We start from the raw sequence: 2,656 nt of genomic DNA, 5'->3' as shown, positions 1-2,656 counted from the left end.
GGCGCGCCTGCGCCGCTGCCGTTCCGGCCGCCGCCGAGCACGACCTCGCCCGATCTCGACCTCCGGCCCGGCGAGCCGGCACGGGAGACGCTGCGCCGCTGGATCGCGACCTGCGCCGGCTGCGGCGCCGCAGCCCCCGACCTCGCCGCCCTGCCGGCGACGGCGTCGGCGACGGTCGAGGACCCGGCCTACCGCACGCTGACGGCGGCGGCCGACGCGCTGCCGTTTCTGCGCCACGCCATGATCTGCCGCGAGGCGGGCGAGTGGGAACAGGCGGCGGAGGCGATGCTGCACGCCGCCTGGACCGCCGACGACGCGGGGGACGCGGCCGACGCGACACGGTGGCGAAAGGAGGCGGCGGATCTCTGGGCGGAACCGCGCGCGATCGGCCATGCCCTCGCCCGGATCGACGCGCAGCGTCGTGCCGGCCTGTTCAACGACGCGCTGGCCAGCTGCGAACGGCTCGAGTTGCTTCGCCCGGACGATGAGACGGCACGCATCATCGCCTTCCAGCGCGCCCGCATCATGGAAGGCGACGCCGGGCGACATCTGCTGAGCTCCGCGCTGCGCCCGCCGGCCCGCATGCCGCACGTGGCGCACGGCCGCGAGAAGCGTCCGGGCCTGTTCCGCCGGCTGTTCGGCGGCTAGGCCGGGTCCCCGTCGGCGCGCATCAGCGCGGCGGCCGGATCGGCCGGTGCCGGCACCGCCGGGGCGACGTCCGTCCATAGCGCCATGCCGAAGATGCTGCCGTGCGGCGGCAGGACGACGGCGCCGCCGGCGGACATGCTGGGCGGGAGGCGTTCCAGCAGGGCAGGGGACCGCACCGGAACCGTCTCGCCGGACAGGTTGAACAGGGCGATCAGCGCCTGCCCGTCATGCGCCCGCTCGAAGCCGATCACCGGCGCCGGCAGGTCGAGGACGCGGAAGCTGCCGTGACGCAGGCATGGCTCGCGCCGTCGCCAGCGCAGCAGCGCGCGGGTGTAGTCGAGCATGCTGCCGGGATGCGTCTCCTGGACATCCACGGCCAGCGCCGCGTGTGCCGCCGGCACCGGCAGCCAGGGACGTCCGGGCGGCGCGATGGTGGTGAACCCCGCATGCGGCGCGTCGGCCCGCCAGGGCATGGGCGTGCGGCTGCCGTCGCGGCCGCGGAACTCCGGCCAGTAGGCGATGCCGAACGGGTCGTGCAGATCCTCGAACCCGAGATCGGCCTCCGGCAGGCCAAGCTCCTCGCCCTGATAGAGGCTGACGCTGCCGCGCAGGGTCATCAGCAGCGCGAGCAGCTGCCGCGCCCGTGCCGGCCCCTCCGGCCCGGTCGGGTGACCGGCACGCTCCGCATACGGACCCCAGCGCGAGGCGGCGCGTTCGACGTCGTGATTGCTGAACGACCAGCAGTACCAGCCGTCGTCGGCGTGGAGCGCGACCTCTTCCAGCAGGGCGCGCACGCTGGTCCAGTCATATCCGCCGCGCAGCGGACCCAGCGTGTAGCCCATATGCAGCCGGTCGACCCCGGCGGTCGCGGCGGCCACGCGGGCAAAGGCGCCGGGCTGGCTGGAGAATTCGCCCAGGATGCAGGCCCCCGGATAGGCATCGACGATGCGGCGGACTTCGCGCATCACCGCCGCCCCGTCGGGATGCATCATGTCGTAGGGATGTTCCTGCATGCCGAACAGCTTGGCCGGCAGCGGCGCGCCCTCGGGCCGGATAGCGGCCGGGTTGTCGCGCAGCGCCGGGTCGTGCAGCAGGAAGTCCATCGCATCCAGCCGGAACCCGTCCACGCCGCGATCCAGCCAGAAGCGCGCGACCGAAGCCTGTGCCTCGACCACCGCGGGGTTGCGCAGGTTCAGCGCCGGCTGGCTCGGCAGGAAATGATGCAGGTAGTACTGCCGCCGCCGCGGCTCCCACGTCCAGGCGCTGCCGCCGAAGACCGACAGCCAGTTGTTGGGCGGCGTGCCGTCCGGCCGGGGGTCGGCCCAGACATACCAGTCCGACAGCGGCCCCTCGCGCCCGGCGCGGCTGTCGCGGAACCAGGGATGCGCGTCGGAGGTGTGCGCCCAGACGAGGTCGATCAGCAGCCGCAGCCCGTGCGCGTGCAGCCGCGCCACGAGGATGTCGAAATCCTCCAGCGTGCCGAAGCGCGGGTCGATCGCGGTATGATCGGCGATGTCGTAGCCGAAGTCGCGCTGCGGCGAGAGGAAGACCGGGCACAGCCACACCGCATCGACGCCGAGCGAGGCGATGTATGGCACCTGCCGTGTGATGCCGGGCAGATCGCCGATCCCGTCGCCGTCGGTGTCGAGGAAGCTGCGCGGATAGACCTGATAGATGACGGCGCCGCGCCACCAGTCGGAGTTCGGCTCGCCGTCTAACATAGGTTGATGCCCTCTCACCCGGCCTTGGTACGGTGCCGGACACACCCGAGGCAACGTTCCCCTGCATCCGGGCGCCACCCAGAAGCATTCAGCCTGCCGATTGTGTCAAAACGGCTGCAATGACGGCATCATTCTTGCCGCAATGCAGCACCGGCAGCGATCGGACACAGCGGCAGCGCCGCCGCCAGATAGGCGGCCAGCAGCAGCAGCTGCGGCCGTGGCGACAGCCCGGCCGAGGCCGCGTCCGCCGCCGCCGCGCCGAAGATCAGCACCGGCACCGCGAGCGG

3 protein-coding genes are annotated in these 2,656 nt (G+C 72.8%); 1 reads left to right on the top strand and 2 read right to left on the bottom strand.

What is annotated here, in order from left to right:
- Positions 1-648: hypothetical protein (locus tag B8460_RS22085; protein WP_048862334.1), on the top strand; the 648-nt coding region annotated here is incomplete at its 5' end.
- Here the strand turns inward: B8460_RS22085 and B8460_RS14535 are convergent.
- On the bottom strand, positions 645-2,369 hold the full coding sequence (locus B8460_RS14535; protein ID WP_084623682.1) for an alpha-amylase family glycosyl hydrolase: 1,725 nt from the start codon (positions 2,367-2,369) through the stop codon (positions 645-647). The genes B8460_RS22085 and B8460_RS14535 overlap by 4 nt on opposite strands.
- A 128-nt stretch (positions 2,370-2,497) precedes the next feature.
- Positions 2,498-2,656, bottom strand: a 159-nt coding sequence (locus B8460_RS14530) for a heme exporter protein CcmB (protein ID WP_048862333.1), incomplete at its 5' end; no start/stop codon positions are given.

Origin of the sequence: Acidisphaera rubrifaciens HS-AP3, from assembly GCF_000964365.1 — a bacterium.
Classification (GTDB): Bacteria; Pseudomonadota; Alphaproteobacteria; order Acetobacterales; family Acetobacteraceae; genus Acidisphaera; species Acidisphaera rubrifaciens.
The sequence above is the reverse complement of the archived record's forward strand: the minus strand, read 5'-3'. Positions and strand labels throughout refer to the sequence as shown.

What these genes read in the sequence shown, in the direction of transcription:
- B8460_RS14535 (WP_084623682.1), bottom strand. Translation starts at nt 2,369, where the DNA reads ATGTTAGACGGCGAGCCGAACTCCGACTGGTGGCGCGGCGCCGTCATC.